This is a genomic window from Clostridium tarantellae (assembly GCF_009295725.1).
GTDB lineage: Bacteria > Bacillota > Clostridia > Clostridiales > Clostridiaceae > Sarcina > Sarcina tarantellae.
On the sequence record NZ_WHJC01000040.1, the window covers coordinates 1 to 18,941 of the forward strand.

An 18,941-nucleotide genomic window follows, 5' to 3' on the forward strand; every position below is an offset into this window, starting at 1 on the left:
GAATTAAAGTAGCTATCTCTATTTGAAAAAATAGTTTCTAAATATTTTATAAAGCTTGTAAAATCTTCACAATTATTTCCAGGTTCTATTTCAAATAAAATTTTAAAAAATAAATTCCAATGAAAATCATGATTCATAGCATAAGCTAGGGTTTTTCCTAATTGTTGTGAAAAGTCAGAAGAAAAATCTAAATAATCTTCTATATATAGCTTGTCTTTAAATGATATAGGATTTTCAAAAATCTCTTTTAATCTTATAGAAGTATTTATAAAAGTTCTATAATAATCTTCTCCAGTATTGCAGTTATTTTTACTTATTATGTAATCTATTATAATATCGCAAGCATTTCTAAAGTCAATAGATACGCCTAATTCTTGTTTAACTTTATAGGAATATATATCAAAAATCATTTTTGATAAAAGCATTTCTATACCTTCTTTACGATATCCTTTTTCAACCAAATTAATATTATTAGAATTTATATGATTAAATATGGTTAATAATTGATTATCTATTAAACATAAATTACTCTTTATAGAGTTAAGTATATTTTTATAGAACTCATCTCCTAAAAGCATATTATAATTTTTATATATTATTTTATGTTCTATTTCACCCCAAAAAGTATTTACCATAGATTTTATTTGCAATTCAAAATTAAATTTCCAATCTTCAAAAAGAATATATCCATCAATTCTAAATAATTTAAATCCATTTTTTTGTTTTAAAGGTTGGTTTTCTTTTAAATTTAAAAATATATTAAGAGCATTATTAGAAAAACTAAAACCATCTTCACTTATAAGATTAAAGGTTGACTTTATAAAATCGAATAAACGTTTTTCATCTTCGATAAATCTACATTCCACTCTAATTCCTATTAAATCTGATAAATTATTTAATAGCTCTGTAGGAGTATGATATTTAATGTAATAATTATGTCTAATAATTTTTTCTTTTAAACTAGAAGCAGACTTTACTCTTGTAGATATATTAAAAAAGCCATCACAAGAGTGATCTAATAAATTAAAAAAGAAATCATCAAGCATATCTGAACATTTTATAAGTTCAGGTCTGATTTTTTTTAGCTCATCTAAAGTATTATTTGTAAAATTAAAAACTTGAAGTTCCAAAAATTAGTCCTCCTTTCACTAATAAATGTATATTAATAATAACAATTAATTAAAATAATAACAACTTATTGTAATCAATATAAAATAGAAATATTTGGGCTAAATCACTTTAAATAGACTTTGACTTTATTTGACCTTAGTATTAGTATATATATCAAGAAATTAGTTATTAATGCATGAGGAGGATGAATTATGAATGCAGATAAAATGACAGTTAGAGTACAACAAAGTTTGAATGATGCTTATTCAGAAGCAGTAAAATATAATAATCAACAAGTGGATGTAATTCATCTGTTTGCAGCATTAGTTCAACAAGAGGATGGTTTAATTCCTAATATATTTGAAAAAATGGGAGTTAATTTAAAATCTCTTAGAAATGATTTGCAAAATCAGATGGAAAAGATGCCAAAAGTGTTAGGGGAAGCAGCTCAATCATCTGGGGTAACAGCAACAAGAAGAATCAATGAGGTACTTGTTAAAGCAGAACAAATTTCAAAAGAATTCAAAGATTCTTATATTAGTGTAGAGCACGTAATGTTAGCTATTATGGATATAGATAAAAATGGTCTTGTAGGTAACATATTAAATAAATTTAACATAAATAAAACTGATTTTTTAAAAGTTTTATCACAAGTAAGAGGAAGTCAAAAAGTTGATACTCAAGATCCAGAAGGTACATATGATGCTTTAGCTAAATATGGAACAAATTTAACTGATTTAGCTAAAAAACATAAGTTAGATCCTGTAATAGGAAGAGATGAAGAAATTAGAAGAAGTATAAGAATTCTTTCAAGAAGAACTAAAAACAATCCAGTATTAATTGGAGAACCTGGAGTTGGTAAAACAGCAATTGTAGAAGGTTTAGCAGATAGAATTATAAAAGGTGATGTTCCAGAGGGATTAAAAGATAAAATAATATTTTCTTTAGACATGGGAGCTTTAATTGCTGGTGCTAAATATAGAGGAGAATTTGAAGAGAGATTAAAAGCTGTTTTAAAAGAAGTTCAAAGTTCTGAAGGTAGAATTATATTATTTATAGATGAAATTCATACTATAGTTGGAGCTGGAAAAACAGATGGAGCTATGGATGCAGGTAACTTAATTAAACCATTGCTTGCAAGAGGTGAATTACATTGTATAGGAGCTACAACTTTTGATGAATATAGACAATATATTGAAAAAGATAAAGCACTTGAAAGAAGATTCCAGCCAGTTATTGTTAATGAACCAACAGTGGAAGATACAATTTCTATTTTAAGAGGATTAAAAGAGAGATTTGAAATTCATCACGGAATAAGAATTCATGATTCAGCAATAGTTGCAGCTGCAAAATTATCAGATAGATATATTCAAGATAGATACCTTCCAGATAAAGCAATTGACTTAATAGATGAAGCAGGTGCTATGATTAGAAGTGAAATTGACTCACTTCCAACAGAACTTGATGTTATAAGAAGAAAATTATTAATGCTTGAAACTGAAAAAGAAGCTTTATCAAAAGAAAAGGATGATGCTTCAAAAGTAAGACTAGAATATTTAGAAAAAGAATTAGCAGAACTTAAAGAGAAAAATGATGAAATGACTGCTAAGTATGAAAAAGAAAAAGGTCATATACTTGAAATAAGAGATTTAAAAAGACAATTAGATGATGCTAGAGGTGAGGTTGAAAGATATCAAAGAGATTATGATTTAAATAAAGTAGCAGAACTTACTTATGGGAAAATACCTCAATTAGAAGCACAAATAAAATTAAAAGAAGATGAAATGAATGAAAATTATGAGGGTGCTTTATTAAAAGAAGAAGTTACAGAAACAGAGATTTCAGAAGTAGTTTCTAAGTGGACAGGTGTTCCTGTAAGTAGATTAATGGAAGGTGAAAAACAAAAGCTTTTAAGATTAGAAAGTGAATTAAGAGAAAGAGTAATTGGTCAAGAAGAGGCTACTACTGCTGTTGCAAATGCTGTAATAAGAGCAAGAGCAGGGCTTAAAGATATAAATAAACCAATTGGTTCATTCATATTTTTAGGACCAACAGGAGTTGGTAAAACAGAACTAGCTAAAACTTTAGCTAGAAATTTATTTGATAGTGAAGATAATATTATAAGAATTGATATGTCAGAATATATGGAAAAACATGCAGTATCAAGACTTATAGGTCCTCCTCCAGGATATGTAGGATATGAAGAAGGAGGTCAATTAACAGAAGCTGTTAGAAGAAATCCTTATTCAGTAGTATTATTTGATGAAATAGAAAAGGCACACGGTGATGTATTTAATTTGTTCCTTCAAATATTAGATGATGGAAGGCTTACAGATAATAAAGGAAAAACTGTAGATTTTAAAAATACAATAATTATAATGACTTCAAATATAGGTAGTCAATATCTTTTAGCTAATAAAAATGATGAAACTATTGAACCAGCTATAAGAGAACAAGTTTTAGCAGAATTAAAAGGAAGATTTAAACCAGAATTTTTAAATAGAGTTGATGATATTATAATGTTTAAACCATTAACTACTGAAGGAATTAAATCTATAATAGATATATTCTTAAGAAGCTTAAGAATGAGATTAATAGAAAAAAATATAACTATGGAAGTTACAGAGAAAGCTAAAGAATTATTAGCTAAAGAAGGATATGATCCAATTTATGGGGCAAGACCATTAAAAAGATATATTGGTAATGTTTTAGAAACAAATATAGCTAAAAAGCTAATAGCAGGTGAAATATATGATGGATGTAATATTATAGTAGACTGTGAAGATAATAATTTAGTGGTTAAAACACAATAATCTTTTATAAAATAATGAAAAGAAGTGGAGAAGGGGAATTTCGAAGCTTCTTTTTCATTTATATAAATTTAATATAAAAATATAATTAGAAAAGGAGAGATAAATATGGTTCTTTTAGGAATTTTAATTGTTATTATAGGTTTTGCATTAAAATTAGATAGTATTGCAGTGGTTGTAATAGCTGGAATTTGTACAGGACTAATAGCAAAAATGAGTTTTGTAGATATATTACGTATTATGGGAGATACTTTTGTCAGTCAAAGACATATGACTTTATTCTTACTAACTCTTCCTGTAATAGGAATATGTGAAAAATATGGATTAAAGGAAAAAGCAATTTCATTAATACAAAATATTAAAAATTTATCAACTGGAAAAATTTTATCTATGTATTTCTTTATAAGAGAAGCTGGAGCGGCTGTATCCTTAAGATTAAGTGGACAAGCACAATTTGTTAGACCACTTATAAACCCAATGGCACAAGGAGCATCGGTGTCAAAGTATGGTAATCTTAATGATAAAGCTGAAGATTTAATAAAAGCAGCAGCAGCTGCTATGGATAACTATGGTAATTTTTTTGGTCAAAACTTATTTATGGCTAGTTCAGGAGTATTATTAGTATCAGGAACATTAACATCAGAGCTTGGCAAATCAGTTACAGCTTTAGAAATTGCTAAAGCATCAGTTCCAGTAGCTATAGTAGCGCTTATACTTGCTTTACTTCAAAACTACTTATTAGATAAAAAAATAGGTAGAATAATGAATAAAAAATAAAGTGAGGAGAGATTAAGATGGATATTAAAGAAATTTCTAATATGTTATTAGAATTATTTTATATTTTAGTTGGTGTTATGATGTTAAATACTGCTATTTTTACGTTAAAGGATGTTAATCATAAAACAAGATATGGAACAGCATTATTTTGGGGATTATTATCCATAATTTTTATTTTTGGTTCACATATAGATTCAGTTATTGTAGGTATAATGATAGTTATAATTGCTATATTAACTTTAACAAAACAAGTTAATATAGGTTCAATAAAAAAACATGATAGTAAATTTTCAGCAGAACAATCAAAAAAAATAGGTTCTAAAGTATTTATTCCATCATTAGTAATAGCTATTGTATCTTTATTGATAGCACAGTTTACACAAATTTCAGGAACAGCAGCTATAGGTATTGCATCTGTTACAGCAGTATTAGTAACTTTTATTATAACAAAGGCAAAACCAATTACATTAATAGAAGAAAGTGATAGAATGTTGCAATCAGTAGGTTCAACAAGTATATTACCACAATTGTTAGCAGCTTTAGGTACAGTATTTACTACCGCTGGAGTTGGGGATGTAATTTCTAAAGGAATTTCAGGGTTTATACCTGATGAAAATATTTTATTAGGAGTTATTGCCTATTGTGTAGGTATGGCAGTTTTTACAATGATAATGGGAAATGCTTTTGCAGCATTTTCAGTTATTACAGTAGGAATAGGTATTCCATTTGTGATTATGCAGGGTGGTAATCCAGCTATAGCAGGAGCGTTAGCATTAACATCTGGTTATTGCGGAACTTTATTAACACCTATGGCGGCAAACTTTAATGTAATGCCAGCAGCATTATTAGAAACAAAAGATAAAAATATTGTGATAAAATTTCAAGCGCCTTTTGCAATTGTATTGTTAGTAGTACAAATAGCTTTAATGTATTTTTTAGCATTTTAATACTAAAATTTAATGTATATAAGTTTAAAAACTTTAATAAATAAACTTATATACATTAGATTTCCTAGTTTTATTAAATATAAAAAAGGAGATGTTTTATATGAAAGTATTAATTACAGGATTTGATCCATTTGGAGGAGAAAGCATAAACCCAGCATGGGAGTCAGTAAAATTATTACCTAAGGAAATAGCAAGAGCTGAAATTATTAAATTAGAGATACCTACAGTTTTTGGAAAATCTATAATGGCTATAGAAAAAGCTGTAGAAGAACATAAACCAGATATAGTAATAGCTGTTGGACAAGCAGGTGGAAGATTCTTAATTACTCCAGAGAGAGTGGCTATTAATGTAGATGATGCTAGAATAGAAGATAATGAAGGAAATCAACCTATAGATAAAGTTATATATGAAAAGGGTGCAAATGCATATTTTTCTAATTTGCCAATTAAAGCTATGGTAAGAGAATGCATAAAGATTGGTTTACCTGCAGCAGTTTCAAATACTGCAGGAACTTTTGTATGCAATCATGTTATGTATGGAATAATGCATTTAATAAATACAAGATATCCTAAAATAAGAGGTGGATTTATTCATGTGCCATACATACCATCACAGGTAATTCTTAAACCTAATACTCCTTGTATGTCTATAGTTGATATAGCTCTTTCATTAGAATGCTGTATTAGAGCAGCTGTAGAAAATAAAGAAGATATTTCAGATATTGGAGGAACTATTTGCTAATGAATGCACCAAAAGAAGAAAGAAGAATTTTTGTTTACGGTAGCTTAAGAACAGGATTTTTTAATTATAATAAATATTTAAAAGGCTATGTTTTAAAGGAAGAACCTGCTCGAATAAAAGGGAAATTATATCATATGCCTAATAAAGGATATCCAGCATTGTTAGATGGAGAGGGATATGTGTATGGAGAAGTTTTTACTATTAAAAATGATGAATATACTAAAGTAATGGAATCTATGGACAATATGGAAAATTATTTTAATATTGGAGATTCAAATAATGAATATAATAGGGTGGCTGTTAAAGTAGAGCTTATGAATACTAATACCTTTGAAGTATGTTATGTATATAAATATGTGGTAAAAAACAAAAAAGAGTTTAAAACACAATCTATTTATATACCTAATGGAAATTGGGCATCATATATGACTAAATTTAAAAAAAGTTCTTAGGTGTATAAATTTAATAAATTAAAAAGGAAGAGGATAAATCTTTAAAAGATTTATCCTCATTTTTCTCTTTTTTAATGAAAAGGAAGGTTATTTCATTGATTGTTCGTATTGTTGAACCATTCTTTTAACCATTTCTCCTCCAACGCTTCCGCATTGTTTAGAAGATAAATTTCCATTATACTCTGAGAATGGAACTCCCATTTCACTTGCTACCTCATTTTTAAATTTTGATAATCCTTGTTTTGCTTCAGGTACTAATTGTGCCATGATAAATTCCTCCTTAAATTGAAAATCTTAATTTAAAGATTTTCTTTTAATTTTGCTTAAGTAAGTTTTACTTACCTTGCACTATTATATTGTGCATTTTTAAAATTAATAATCTATAAATTTTAATCCATATAAGGAAAAATGTGTTATAAGATTATTTTATAAATAAATATCTTTATAGCTTTTAAAACCATAAGCACACTGAGCTTCTTTAACAGCTCTAATAATAGCTCTTTCCATAGTTTTAGCTGCTAATAATCCAATTACATTTATATCAGCATTAATTTTATTTGAACACATAGTGAAAATAGTATCACCATCAAACATAGTATGTGCAGGTCTTATAGCTCTTCCAAAACCATTTTGAGCCATAGAAGCTACTTTATTAGCTTCAGCTTTAGTTAAATTAGCATTAGTTATTATTAAACCAATAGTAGTATTACCTTTAAAAACATTTTTAATTTTATCATAAATAGCAATTAAGGATTCCTCAGTATTAGCAAAATTTTTTAAGTCTTCTTTAAGAGCACCAGCAATTATTTTGTTATTTAATTCTGGATCCACAATATCTCCTAAAGCATTTACTCCCACTAATGCAGCTACCTTTAAGTCTCCAATCTGGAGAGCAAAACTACCAAAACCACCTTTCATAGCTAAAGATTCATTTAATGCTTTTCCTACTGTAGCGCCAGTGCCACAACCAATATTCCCATTTATGTCATCTTTATAGGTTTCAGAGTTAACACAAGCCTCATAGCCCATTTGTTTATCAGGTCTTATTTTTCCATTTCCGCATTTTAAATCAAAAAGTACAGCACCACAAACAATAGGAACTTTTGTAACTCCAACATCAAATCCAATTTCTTTTTCTTCTAAATATTGCATAACACCAGAACAAGCATCTAATCCAAAAGCAGATCCACCAGATAAAACAACGGCATGTACCTTATCTACCATTTCTACAGGATTTAATAAGTCTGTTTCTCTAGTTCCAGGAGCACCACCTCTTACATCAACTCCACCGCTAGCACCTTCTTCACATATAACTACAGTGCATCCAGTTCCTGCTTCTTTATTTTGAGCATGTCCAATTTTAAAACCCTCTATTTTAGTTGCTTTTATTTCAAACATAAAATTCTCTCCCTAAATCAATAATAAATTTAAATATATATAACAAAGCACATAAACCATTTAATAAAGACCTATGTGCTTTTATTTATAAATTATTTTTTTATAACTTTACTTACTCCTATTATAACAGGTATTGCTATTATTGCTGATATGAAAGCTTCAGGAATACCATTAGTTACTCCTATAGTTAATAGGGTAGCAGATGCAGCTTCTTTAGATATACTAAGAGCAGAAGCATATTTTTCTAAATAAAAAATATAAGTTAATCCTAAAACTCCTATAGTATTAATTAAGGTTCCTAAGACAGCAGAGGTACCTATAGATAATGCTTCACATTTATTTTTATGTTTAAACTTTAGCATTACAGTAGAGGATAATATAAAAAGTATCACTGAAACAACTAAAGCAATTAAACTAGATTTAGTTATTGAAAAAATAGTTAAAAACATAAGTATACTAAGTATAAGTGATGTTACTATACTAGTTAACTTAATATTTTTTTTAACTCCTTTAATCAACCAAATATAAATATAGTAGCTACCTACACCTATAAGTATTCTAGGTAATAATGCTATTAAAGGATTCCAAAAAATAAAGCTTGTTGGCGTAGGGGCAGTAAATGATTGATACATTGAAAATAGTCCAAAAACTAATCCAATTAATCCACCTACAATAGGTCCCTCTAAAATAGCACCTATAATTACAGGAATGTGCATAATAGTAGCTTTTACTGGCGGAATTGCAATAAATCCAAGTCCAGTTAACCCTAAAAATATTGATATACTAGAAAGCATACCAATAATAACTAATTTTCGAGTTTTTTGTCTCGATTTTTGATAAGTAGTATTCATTTTTCTCTCCTCCCGTTCTTACTCCTTTTTAGGATATAATTCGGTTTAAATAACCAAAAAATTAAATTTTATGTTCAGCTTCTATTAAAGAATACTGACAATAGTTATTTTATCACTAATTTTTGTAAATTCAATAACTATTTTGTACAAAAATTTAAAATATGGATAAATTTTTTATTAAAATGGTATTATTAAAGGTTTAGAAGGGATAAAGTAATAATTTTCAGATAATTCAGTTATAATAAGTTTTGTAAGTGTTACAATTATGTAAAGTCAAATTTAACAACTAGTATGACTAAAAGTGTAAAATATTATGTATATAGAATAAAGATTAATTGGGAAAGGAAGAGATTTCATGGAAGAAAAAGATTTATTTTTACATATATCAAAACATTTAATGGAAGATGAAAAACCTTCTATATATTTTGAAAAGTTAAAAAAACAAAATTATTTTAAAAATACTGCTTTGCAATGTGTGGCAGAATTAGAAGGCATACCACAAGAGCCTAAATATCATCCTGAAGGAGATGTTTGGACACATACTATGCAAGTAACAGATTGGGCAGCTAAATATAGAGATTTAGCTCATAATAAACTAGAATTTATGTGGGGAGCTTTTCTTCATGATATTGGTAAAATAACAACTACTATAAAAAGAAAAGGAAGATGGACCTCTTATAATCATGACATGGTAGGTAGCAAAATGGGGGAAGAAATATTAATTAAACTTTCTAATAATAGAGATTTTAATAAAAAGGTTACTATGTTAATAAAACATCATATGAGCTATTTATATGTGGCTAAAAATCTTCCTTTTGGTGATATTAAAGAGTTAGTAAGTAGTGGTGACATTCATGATATAGCTTTAGTTACTTTCTGTGATAGAGTAGGAAGGGGAGAAATGTCAATAGAAAGAAAAAAGGAAATTTTAGATGATATAAATAATTTTGTAGAAGAAATGGAGAGAAGAGGTGCAAAAAATATACAGAAATTAAATATTACTTTTTAGCCAGTAAAAATTTAATTTGGTTCTTCTTCAAAATATGTTATTTATAAAATTTAAAAGTATAAAAATTTGTAATGGTCATTTGATAAGTGATAAATATATATTTTGAAGAAGAGCTAAAAAGTTAATTTAAATCAAAGGATATTTAAAAAAATAAGGAGCTTAAAAGAAAAAAAATGAATTTAAAAGTGGTAAATTTAACCGAGAATTATGCAGAAGAAATTTGCAAATGGAAGTATGAAGGTGAGTATTGTGTGTATAATTATCCAGCTTGGAGTGATATTTTAAAAGATAACTGGGCTATTACAATACAAGAAAAGCGAGAGCAAGAATTTTTGGCATTAGTAGATGATTACAATTTTTTATGTGGATATATAAGATTAATAAGTAAAAAAGATTATGTTATAGTTGCACTTGGATTAAAACCTAGCCTATGTGGGCAAGGATTAGGTAAAACAATTATGTATATTATAAAAAAAATATGTATGAAAATATATTCAAACCAAAAAATTCTTTTAGAGGTGCGTTCTTTTAATAAAAGAGCTATTAAATGTTATGAAAAAGCAGGATTTAAAATTATAGAAGTATTTGAAAAGAATATTTGTGGTGAAAGAGTAAATTTGGTTAAAATGCAGTTTGATTATTAATAAAGCTTATTTTATTAATAGTCAAGAGAACTTTTTTTGTTAGCTTTTATTAGGAAATTTATACATTAAATAAAAATATTGAAAAATCATTATTGCATATTAGTTTTATATGTTGTAATATGTAGTTATAATTTAATATGTTCGGATGAAGGTATCGGGAGAGTGACACTAAACGTAGTGTACACCGAAGAGGGAAATCTTTCAGGTTTATGGACCGTTACTGGACGAGCCTCTGGAGAGACTCAGAGATGAGCACCGAAGGAGCAAGGTTTAATATTTTATTTATTAAACTGAAACTCTCAGGTAAAAGGACAGGGGATAGGATATTCAAAAAAGATAATTTTAATATTTAGTTAACTTTTAATAAATATTAAAGGTTCTATTTTGGTATTCTTATTCTCCTCCGTAATTAAAATAAATTAAGGGGGATTTTTTAATGGAAAAAATACTAATACAAATCAACAACATAGTATGGGGAGCACCCTTACTAATTCTTTTAGTAGGTACAGGAGTGTATTTAACTATAAGATTAAATTTATTACAAATTTTTAAGTTACCATTAGCTTTAAAGTATGTTTTTGGAAAAGATGATGAAACAGATGATAGTAATGCAGAAGGTGATGTTTCAAGCTTTGGAGCTTTATGTACGGCATTATCAGCTACTATAGGTACAGGAAATATAGTGGGTGTTGCTACAGCTATTAAGGCTGGAGGTCCTGGTGCATTATTTTGGATGTGGATTGCGGCTTTCTTTGGTATGGCAACAAAGTATGCAGAGGGAGTATTAGCAATTAAGTACAGAGAAGTAGATGAGAATGGTGAAATGGCTGGTGGACCAATGTATTATATAAAAAATGGATTAGGTCTTAATTGGCTAGCAAAATTATTTGCTATTTTTGGAATTGGAGTTGCCTTCTTTGGTATAGGAACTTTTGGACAGGTAAAATCCATTACAGATGCAGCTACTTTAAGTTTTAATGTTCCAGTAGTAGTTACCACAGTAATTGTAACAATTTTAGTTGCATTAGTAACTTTAGGTGGAATAAAGAGAATATCAAGTGTATCTGAAAAAGTTGTTCCATTTATGGCAGGTATATATACTTTAGGTGTAATACTAGTAATAGTATGTAATTTTACAGCTATTCCTAAGACTATAGCATTAATAATAGAAAGTGCATTTAATCCAAAGGCAGCCTTAGGTGGTGCAGTAGGTATTTCTATAATTACGGTTATGCAAAGAGGAATTGGTAGAGGAGTGTTTTCAAATGAAGCTGGTTTAGGTAGTGCACCAATTGCAGCAGCAGCAGCAAAAACAAAGTCACCAGTTAAACAAGGTTTAATATCTATGACAGGAACATTTTTTGATACAATACTTATTTGTACAATGACAGGATTAGTTATAGTTATTACTGGAACTTATATGGGACCATTAGAAGGTGCAGCAGTTACAACAGCAGCTTTTGAAAAAGGTATTCCATTTGCTATTATAGGAAAATATATTGTGAATATAGGATTAATTTTCTTTGCTTTTACTACAATATTAGGATGGAATTATTATGGTGAAAGATGTATGGAATATTTAGCTGGAGTTAAGGCTATAATTCCATATAGAATAGTTTACATATTATTAGTAGCTGTAGGACCATTCTTACCATTAGAAACTATATTTATAATAGCAGATATAGTAAATGGATTAATGGCAATACCAAATTTAATTGGTATTATAGGGTTAAGAAATGTAGTAATTAATGAAACAAGAGAATTTTTTGAAAGTATAAATAGTGAATTTGAAGTAAAAGAAGCTAGTTAATATAAATGAATTTTAAAAAAGAAGGGCAATATAGTTGTCCTTCTTTTTAGTTTCATGTACTATTGACCATTGTTTGGAAGAGAACTTCTAACAATTTTTTCAACAACATTATGTAAATTTGCTTCTTCTTCTTTAGTTAAGTTCTTAGTTTCTATTGGTGGATGATAAGTTATAGTAACATGTGCATGTTTATGATGTTTGTTACCCTCTAAAAGTTTATAAGAACCATCAATAGAAAATGGAACTATTGGAACCTTAGATTTAGTAGCAAGTTTAAAACTACCACCTTTAAAACCAGACATGGCATCTTTTCTACTTCTTGTACCTTCTGGAAAAATAACCATAGAACGTCCACTTTTAATTATCTTAATTCCATCTAAAATAGCTGATAAAGCCTTTTTAGGTGTACTTCTATCCATAAATACACTTTTAGTAAGAGCTATCCATTTACTTAAAATAGGAATTTTTTCCAGATCATCCTTAGCAACAAATCCTACAGGTCTTCCAACAGATAAAACTATTATAGGAATATCTATATTACTTTGATGGTTTCCCATAAATACCACTGTTTCGTTTGGTATATTTTCCGCTCCTTTTACCTCATAGGTACCACCTGTATATTTAAAGAAATGATCATTACAAAATAATACCCCTTTACGAATAAGAGTATCTCTTTCTTCTTGTTTATCTGGTATGTTTTTTAATTTATCAATCTTTCTAAGCATAGGTAAAGATCTGATTAGAGTTATTACAACTCCAGCATACCATTTTATTGTTCTTAACATATAAGTCCATCCTTCCCATTAATAAAACAAAATTAATACTATGGAAATTATACTTCAAATGAGATGAAATTTCAAATTATAAGATATTAATATATATATTTTATGTTTTTTAAAATAGAAAAGGTTTTTAGGTATTTACAAAAAATAAATATTATAATATAATTTTAAAAAAAGAATAAAGAACTTATCAAGAGTGGTGGAGGGACTGGCCCTATGAAACCCGGCAACCAATGTTTAATACATAAAAATATATATTGTATTAAAATTTAATTGTGGTTTATATAAAAAATTTTCACATGAATTTTAATAATATAATTTATATATTGTCATATATTTTACATACGGTGCTAAATCCAACAGTTTTCTGAAAGATAAGGAGATATTTATTAGCTATTTTTACGCCTAAGGATATATCTTTAGGCGTTTATTTATTTTTATAACAGTTTTTCTACAATCACTATTTTAATAAATCCATAAATATATTAGAAAAAATTTAATATGTAAAAAATATATATCACTTATTTTATAAAAAACTAATAATAAACACATTAATTTTATTATTAGTAAAAGTGATAAAGGAATAAAATAAAACTTTAGGATATTAAATTTAAAGAGTATTTATATTACTCTTTAAAGTAAGAAAAATACAAAAAAGTAAAAAAGAGCACATGAACATAGTTATGTAAAAATTAAGATATTTTAGTGAAGAATATATATAAAATAAAAATTAAAGTATTAATTAACTAATTAATATGACTTTTAATATGTTAATTATAGTTAAGTGTATATTAATTTAAAATAAAAGGAGACTATATTTATGAACATAAGAGAAATATTTGAACAAAAGGATGTAGTATTTTCTTTTGAGGTTTTTCCTCCTAAGAAAAGTTCATCTATAGATGTAATTTATAAAACTTTAGAAGAATTAAAGGAGTTAAAACCAGATTTTATTAGTGTTACTTACGGAGCGGGAGGAACAAGTGCTGAAAATAGAACTTTAGAATTAGCTTCATTAATAAAAAATAAATATAATATAGAGCCAATGACTCATTTAACTTGCATAGGTTCTAAAAAAGAAGAAATTAGAAAAGTATTACAAGCATTAAATGAAAATGGTATTAAAAACATATTAGCTTTAAGAGGAGACATAGATGAGAGTAATATAATTAAAGGAGATTTTAATTATGCTAATGAATTAATTGAATTTATTAAAAAATTTGGAAACTTTAATGTTAGTGCAGCATGCTATCCAGAAGGACATTTAGAGTGTGAAAGCCTTTCTAGAGACTTATTAAATCTTAAAGAAAAGGTAGATGCTGGTGCAACGCATTTAATTTCACAATTATTTTTTGATAATGATTTATTTTATAATTTTTTAGATAAATCAGAAAGTAAAAATATAAGAAATATTCCCATACAAGCAGGAATTATGCCAGTAGTAAATAAAAAACAAATAGAGAGAATAATTTCTTTATGTGGAGCTTCTTTTCCTAAAAAGTTTATGAAAATTGTAGAGAAATATGAGCATGATAAAGATGCCTTAAGAGATGCGGGAATAGCATATGCGATAGAACAAATTATAGATTTAGTATCTAATGATGTAGATGGTATACATTTATATACTATGAATAATCCCTATGTTGCTAAAAGAATATGTTCTAATATAGGAAGCATAGTTAATTCTATAAATAACAAAAAAAATGTGTAAATGTGTAGTTCGTATTTAAATATAAATGAACAATTATATTTAAAATTAAGAATAAAAATTAATAGGATATAAAGTAGAAAGGATTGAATAATTATGAAAAAAGTAGAAAGTTTTGAATTAGATCATAGAGTGGTTAAGGCACCTTATATTAGAAAGTGTTGTATTTTAGAGGGTAAGAAAGGTGATTCGGTAAGTAAATTTGATTTAAGATTTTTACAGCCTAATAAGGACAGTTTTGGAACTGCAGCTATGCATGCTTTAGAGCATTTATTAGCCACAGAGCTTAGAAAAGAGTTAGAAGATATTATAGATTTATCTCCTATGGGGTGTAGAACAGGATTTTATTTAACAGTATGGGGTGATAGAAAAGAGAAAGATGTTAAAGATGCTTTAGAGAGTGCTTTAAGTAAAGTATTACAGGCTAATGAAGTGCCAGCTGCTAATGATATACAATGTGGTAATTATAAGGATTTATCTTTATTTGGTGCAAAGGAATATGCAAAAAATGTATTACAGACAGGTTTCTCATTAAACATTTATGGAGAGTAAAAATGAAAGTAAATCATATTGAACTTAAAAATGAAGAAATACTTAGATACTTAGCTTATAAAAGTGAAGAAGTAGATAAAGATTTTATAGAGTTAGTAGAATCTTGTAAGAAAGAAACTTTAAAACACATTAAAGAAAGATATGCTATTAGTTATAATAAACTAACTAATAGTAAAAAAGGTATACTTGTAGAAGGCACAAATTATGTCTTGGAAGGAAAAGGTATAAAAAATCATTTGAAAGATTGTGACGAATGTGTATTTTTAGGGGCTACTTTAGGTAATGATATAGAAAGATTGATTAGGATATACGAAAAAACAGATTTAACTAAAGCGTTAATAATAGATGCTTGTGCTACAACAGCAATAGAAAGTTTTTGTGACAATATAGAAGAACTCATTAAGAATGAAATGAAGATACTAGGTAAGAATATAAAATTTAGGTTCAGTCCAGGATATGGTGATTTAAGTTTAGATTTTCAAAAGTCTTTTTTAAATATAATAAATGGAGAAAAGGCTATTGGATTAACCTGCTCGGAGCATAATATATTACTTCCTAGAAAATCAGTTACTGCTATTATAGGAATAACTGATAAAAAGTTAAATAATAAAAAAAGAAGTTGTAAGGAATGTAATAAATTTAATAGTTGTACTTTTAGAAGAAAAGGAAGTGAGAAAAGCTGTGAAGGTTAAAGTTTTTGATGGAGCTATGGGAAGTGTTCTTCAAAAAAATGGATTAAAGCTTGGAGGAGAACCAGAGTTTTTAAATATAGAAAAACCAGATATTATAAGAGATATTCATAAGCAATATATAGAAAGTGGTTGTGATTTTTTAACAACTAATACTTTTGGAGCTAATGATATAAAGTTAAAAAATAAAAAATATGGTGTAGATGAAATTATTAGAGAAGGGATAAAGTTAGCTAAAGAAGCAAGGGGAAATAATAAAGCATTAATAGCTCTTGACATAGGACCTACAGGACAATTGTTAGAGCCAATGGGAACATTAACTTTTGATGAAGCTTATAATGCCTTTAAAAAAGTTGTTTTAGTTGGCGTTAATAATGGAGTAGATGTTGTTTTGATTGAAACTATGACAGATTTATATGAAGCTAAGGCTGCAATATTAGCAGTTAAGGAAAATAGTGATCTCCCTGTATTTTGTACTATGAGTTTTGAACAAAATGAAAGAACTTTTACAGGATGTAATCCAGAAAGTATGGTAATGACTTTAGAAGCATTAGGGGTGGATGTTATAGGAGTAAATTGTTCTTTAGGACCTAAAGAGCTAAAGGGGGTAATTGAAAGAATATTGAAAGTTGCTACAGTGCCAGTAATGATACAACCTAATGCGGGATTACCTAAAATAGTAAATGGAAAAACTATATATAATATAGATATTGAAGAATTTTGTGAGTGTGTAGTTGATTTTGTTCATAAGGGAGTAAGTATAATAGGCGGATGTTGTGGCACTACTCCAGAATATATTGGAAAGTTAAAAAAATTAGTTAGTGAAAAAAAAGTTAAAAGATTAAATAATAAAAAAATATGTGGTATATGTACTCCTTCTAAAGTAATAAATGTAGATGGAGTAAGGGTAATAGGTGAAAGAATAAATCCTACAGGAAAAAAGCTTTTTAAAGAAGCTTTAAAAAAAGGTGATATGGATTATATTTTAGGGAAAGCCATAGAACAAGTTGAAGTAGGAGCCCATATATTAGATGTGAATGTGGGAATTCCAGATATAAATGAAGAAGAAACCATGGTAAAAGTAGTTAAAGAAATTCAAAGTATACTAGATATACCTCTTCAAATAGATTCATCAAATTATGGTGCTATTGAAAAAGGATTAAGATATTATAATGGAAAGGCTATAGTAAATTCTATAAATGGAGAAGAGGAAGTGCTTCATACTTTATTGCCTATTGTAAAAAAATATGGAGCTTCTGTAGTTGGGCTAACTTTAGATAAAAATGGGATACCTAAAAAGGCAGAAGAACGTTATAAAATTGCTGAAAAAATAGTTAATGTAGCTAAAGAGTATGGAATTGAAAAGGAAGATATTTTTATAGATGCATTAGTTTTAACAGCATCAACACAGCAAGAAGAAGTTAAAGAAACATTAAAAGCTGTAAGTATGATAAAGAATAAATTAGGAGTTAAAACTGTTTTAGGAGTTTCAAATATTTCCTTTGGATTGCCTGATAGACCTTTAATTAATAAAACTTTTTTAACTTTAGCTTTAGGAGCCGGATTAGATTTACCTATAATTAATCCAAATGAAAAGAGCATGATGGATGCTATAAATGCTTTTAATGTTTTATATAATTATGATAAAGATTCCTTTAATTTTATAAAATCATATAGTAACACACAGAAAGAAACAATTAAAAGTAAAGATAGTAAGGATAATAAAGAAAATTTAGATATTAAAAGTATTGTTATTAGAGGATTAAAAGAGAAGGCAGGAAAAGCTACTAAAGAGCTATTAAAAGAAGTGGATGAACTTACCATAGTAAATGAATATCTTATACCTGCTTTAGATGAAGTAGGAGAAAGATTTGAAAAAGGAATTTTATTTTTGCCACAATTAATAACCTCAGCTGAAACTGCTAAAAAAGCTTTTTTAGTAATAAAAGAAAGCTTAATGAATAAAAAAGAGCAAAATATAAGTAAAGGCAAAATAATATTAGCTACAGTTAAAGGGGATATTCATGATATTGGGAAAAACATTGTTAAAGTTATATTAGAAAATTACGGTTATGAAATTATAGATTTAGGTAAAGATGTACCTATAAATAAAGTAGTAGAAGAAACGAAAAAACAAAATGTAAAATTAGTTGGCTTAAGTGCTTTAATGACTACCACCTTAAAAAGTATGGAAGAAACTATTAAAGCTTTAAAAAATGAGAATTTAGACTGCAAAGTCTTTGTAGGTGGTGCAGTTTTAACAAAGGATTATGGAGAAAAAATAGGAGCTGATTTTTTTGCTAAAGATGCTAGAGAATCTGTAGATATTGCTAAAAAAGTATTGGGATAAAGTAAGTATAAAGATATTTTTTAAAAAAAGTTATGTTATAGTTATATTTAAATCTTTTATAACCATTAAATAGATAAAATAAAAAACCATCAAGTTATTAATTTCTTGATGGTTTTTTACAAGTTTTATAATAATTCTATGGATTTTAATTTATTTTTTAAATCAAAAAATTTTCCTTCTAAAGTATCTATACGATCAGATATTATTTTTCTTTCCTTTATGTTAGTTGTTTTACTTAACATTTCATTAGCATAGTCAATATCACCCATTAAAGCTATAACTTCTAAAGTATAATCCCAAGCATTTTTAC

At 27.4% G+C, this 18,941-nt stretch carries 18 protein-coding genes and 3 riboswitches; of the genes, 12 read left to right on the plus strand and 6 right to left on the minus strand.

Going from position 1 to position 18,941, the window contains the following annotated elements:
• Positions 1-1,130 (minus strand): GTP pyrophosphokinase (locus GBZ86_RS04945; protein WP_152888327.1); only part of this gene is annotated, 1,130 nt, incomplete at its 3' end.
• Between the two features lie 192 nt (positions 1,131-1,322).
• Between GBZ86_RS04945 and clpB the strand changes: the two genes are divergently transcribed.
• From clpB to GBZ86_RS04970, 5 genes are all read left to right on the plus strand, one after another.
• Positions 1,323-3,923 carry an ATP-dependent chaperone ClpB gene (clpB, locus tag GBZ86_RS04950; protein ID WP_152888329.1) on the plus strand — a complete coding sequence of 867 codons (2,601 nt, stop codon included), beginning with the start codon at positions 1,323-1,325 and terminating at the stop codon, positions 3,921-3,923.
• A gap of 105 nt (positions 3,924-4,028) precedes the next feature.
• Complete coding sequence (locus GBZ86_RS04955; RefSeq protein ID WP_152888331.1) at positions 4,029-4,697, plus strand: DUF969 domain-containing protein; 669 nt, start codon at positions 4,029-4,031, stop codon at positions 4,695-4,697.
• Between the two features lie 17 nt (positions 4,698-4,714).
• Positions 4,715-5,644, plus strand: coding sequence for a DUF979 domain-containing protein (locus tag GBZ86_RS04960; protein WP_152888333.1), 930 nt, complete (start codon positions 4,715-4,717; stop codon positions 5,642-5,644).
• Between the two features lie 100 nt (positions 5,645-5,744).
• Entirely contained in the window at positions 5,745-6,386 is a 642-nt protein-coding gene (pcp, locus tag GBZ86_RS04965; protein ID WP_152888335.1) for a pyroglutamyl-peptidase I, read from the plus strand.
• On the plus strand, positions 6,386-6,838 hold the full coding sequence (locus tag GBZ86_RS04970) for a gamma-glutamylcyclotransferase family protein (RefSeq protein WP_207707424.1): 453 nt from the start codon (positions 6,386-6,388) through the stop codon (positions 6,836-6,838). The genes pcp and GBZ86_RS04970 overlap by 1 nt, the downstream gene beginning before the upstream one ends.
• An 87-nt stretch (positions 6,839-6,925) precedes the next feature.
• Here the strand turns inward: GBZ86_RS04970 and GBZ86_RS04975 are convergent, their stop codons facing one another.
• From GBZ86_RS04975 to GBZ86_RS04985, 3 genes are all read right to left on the minus strand, one after another.
• Positions 6,926-7,105, minus strand: coding sequence for an alpha/beta-type small acid-soluble spore protein (locus GBZ86_RS04975; protein ID WP_152888339.1), 180 nt, complete (start codon positions 7,103-7,105; stop codon positions 6,926-6,928).
• A 159-nt stretch (positions 7,106-7,264) separates the two neighbouring features.
• Positions 7,265-8,236 carry a P1 family peptidase gene (locus GBZ86_RS04980; protein ID WP_152888341.1) on the minus strand — a complete coding sequence of 324 codons (972 nt, stop codon included), beginning with the start codon at positions 8,234-8,236 and terminating at the stop codon, positions 7,265-7,267.
• 92 nt (positions 8,237-8,328) lie between these two features.
• Complete coding sequence (locus GBZ86_RS04985) at positions 8,329-9,087, minus strand: ECF transporter S component (RefSeq protein ID WP_152888343.1); 759 nt, start codon at positions 9,085-9,087, stop codon at positions 8,329-8,331.
• Positions 9,088-9,442: 355 nt separating this feature from the next.
• Between GBZ86_RS04985 and GBZ86_RS04990 the strand changes: the two genes are divergently transcribed.
• From GBZ86_RS04990 to GBZ86_RS05000, 3 genes are all read left to right on the plus strand, one after another.
• Positions 9,443-10,096, plus strand: a complete 654-nt coding sequence (locus GBZ86_RS04990; protein WP_152888345.1) for an HDIG domain-containing metalloprotein — start codon at positions 9,443-9,445, stop codon at positions 10,094-10,096.
• 173 nt (positions 10,097-10,269) lie between these two features.
• Complete coding sequence (locus GBZ86_RS04995; protein ID WP_152888347.1) at positions 10,270-10,740, plus strand: GNAT family N-acetyltransferase; 471 nt, start codon at positions 10,270-10,272, stop codon at positions 10,738-10,740.
• Positions 10,741-10,885: 145 nt separating this feature from the next.
• A riboswitch (glycine riboswitch) is annotated at positions 10,886-10,967 on the plus strand.
• A 2-nt stretch (positions 10,968-10,969) separates the two neighbouring features.
• Positions 10,970-11,058: riboswitch (glycine riboswitch) on the plus strand.
• 118 nt (positions 11,059-11,176) lie between these two features.
• The gene (locus GBZ86_RS05000; protein WP_152888349.1) at positions 11,177-12,550 is read left to right on the plus strand and encodes an alanine/glycine:cation symporter family protein; all 1,374 of its coding nucleotides are present in this window, start codon (positions 11,177-11,179) and stop codon (positions 12,548-12,550) included.
• A gap of 59 nt (positions 12,551-12,609) precedes the next feature.
• Here GBZ86_RS05000 and GBZ86_RS05005 read toward each other — a convergent pair whose 3' ends face one another.
• Positions 12,610-13,335, minus strand: coding sequence for a lysophospholipid acyltransferase family protein (locus tag GBZ86_RS05005; RefSeq protein WP_152888351.1), 726 nt, complete (start codon positions 13,333-13,335; stop codon positions 12,610-12,612).
• Positions 13,336-13,516: 181 nt separating this feature from the next.
• Positions 13,517-13,713: riboswitch (SAM riboswitch) on the plus strand.
• Positions 13,714-14,152: 439 nt separating this feature from the next.
• Between GBZ86_RS05005 and metF the strand changes: the two genes are divergently transcribed.
• The 4 genes from metF (at position 14,153) to GBZ86_RS05025 (ending at position 18,631) form a co-directional block, all read left to right on the plus strand.
• On the plus strand, positions 14,153-15,043 hold the full coding sequence (gene metF, locus GBZ86_RS05010; protein ID WP_152888353.1) for a methylenetetrahydrofolate reductase [NAD(P)H]: 891 nt from the start codon (positions 14,153-14,155) through the stop codon (positions 15,041-15,043).
• A 93-nt stretch (positions 15,044-15,136) separates the two neighbouring features.
• Entirely contained in the window at positions 15,137-15,592 is a 456-nt protein-coding gene (locus tag GBZ86_RS05015; RefSeq protein WP_152888355.1) for an S-ribosylhomocysteine lyase, read from the plus strand.
• A gap of 2 nt (positions 15,593-15,594) precedes the next feature.
• Positions 15,595-16,284 (plus strand): methionine synthase, encoded by a 690-nt coding sequence (locus tag GBZ86_RS05020; protein WP_152888357.1) that lies wholly within the window; start codon positions 15,595-15,597, stop codon positions 16,282-16,284.
• The gene (locus GBZ86_RS05025; RefSeq protein WP_327444147.1) at positions 16,262-18,631 is read left to right on the plus strand and encodes a homocysteine S-methyltransferase family protein; all 2,370 of its coding nucleotides are present in this window, start codon (positions 16,262-16,264) and stop codon (positions 18,629-18,631) included. Before GBZ86_RS05020 ends, GBZ86_RS05025 begins: the two co-directional genes overlap by 23 nt.
• A 125-nt stretch (positions 18,632-18,756) precedes the next feature.
• On the opposite strand, the gene GBZ86_RS05030 is transcribed toward GBZ86_RS05025, so the two are convergent.
• On the minus strand, positions 18,757-18,941 hold a 185-nt coding region (locus tag GBZ86_RS05030), incomplete at its 5' end, for a hypothetical protein (protein WP_152888359.1).